Origin of the sequence: Streptomyces sporangiiformans, assembly GCF_005768555.2 — a bacterium.
Taxonomy (GTDB): Bacteria; Actinomycetota; Actinomycetes; order Streptomycetales; family Streptomycetaceae; genus Streptomyces; species Streptomyces sporangiiformans.
Map to the genome: position 1 here is coordinate 1 of NZ_VCHX02000228.1, position 1,195 is coordinate 1,195.

At 56.6% G+C, this 1,195-nt stretch carries 1 rRNA gene; it reads right to left on the reverse strand.

The features are described from left to right. Positions 1 to 21 precede the first annotated feature (21 nt). Positions 22 to 1,195 (reverse strand): 23S ribosomal RNA (locus FGD71_RS35045); the annotation flags it as partial.

Consider the following 1,195-nt stretch of genomic DNA (forward strand, 5'->3'; position numbering starts at 1 on the left):
ACACAGTGGACGCGAGCAACTGAGGACAAGCCCTCGGCCTATTAGTACCAGTCACCTCCAGCGGTTACCCGCCTTCCAGATCTGGCCTATCAACCCAGTCGTCTACTGGGAGCCTTAACCCCTCAAAGGGGGTGGGAGTCCTCATCTCGAAGCAGGCTTCCCGCTTAGATGCTTTCAGCGGTTATCCCTCCCGAACGTAGCCAACCAGCCATGCCCTTGGCAGGACAACTGGCACACCAGAGGTTCGTCCGTCCCGGTCCTCTCGTACTAGGGACAGCCCTTCTCAAGACTCCTACGCGCACAGCGGATAGGGACCGAACTGTCTCACGACGTTCTAAACCCAGCTCGCGTACCGCTTTAATGGGCGAACAGCCCAACCCTTGGGACCGACTCCAGCCCCAGGATGCGACGAGCCGACATCGAGGTGCCAAACCATCCCGTCGATATGGACTCTTGGGGAAGATCAGCCTGTTATCCCCGGGGTACCTTTTATCCGTTGAGCGACGGCGCTTCCACAAGCCACCGCCGGATCACTAGTCCCGACTTTCGTCCCTGCTCGACCCGTCGGTCTCACAGTCAAGCTCCCTTGTGCACTTACACTCACCACCTGATTACCAACCAGGCTGAGGGAACCTTTGGGCGCCTCCGTTACTCTTTAGGAGGCAACCGCCCCAGTTAAACTACCCATCAGACACTGTCCCTGATCCGGATCACGGACCCAGGTTAGACATCCAGCACGACCAGACTGGTATTTCAACGACGACTCCACCCACACTGGCGTGCGAGCTTCAAAGTCTCCCAGCTATCCTACACAAGCCGAACCGAACACCAATATCAAACTGTAGTAAAGGTCCCGGGGTCTTTCCGTCCTGCTGCGCGAAACGAGCATCTTTACTCGTAGTGCAATTTCACCGGGCCTATGGTTGAGACAGTCGAGAAGTCGTTACGCCATTCGTGCAGGTCGGAACTTACCCGACAAGGAATTTCGCTACCTTAGGATGGTTATAGTTACCACCGCCGTTTACTGGCGCTTAAGTTCTCAGCTTCGCCGAATCGAAACTCGACTAACCGGTCCCCTTAACGTTCCAGCACCGGGCAGGCGTCAGTCCGTATACATCGCCTTACGGCTTCGCACGGACCTGTGTTTTTAGTAAACAGTCGCTTCTCGCTGGTCTCTGCGGCCACCCCCAGCTCA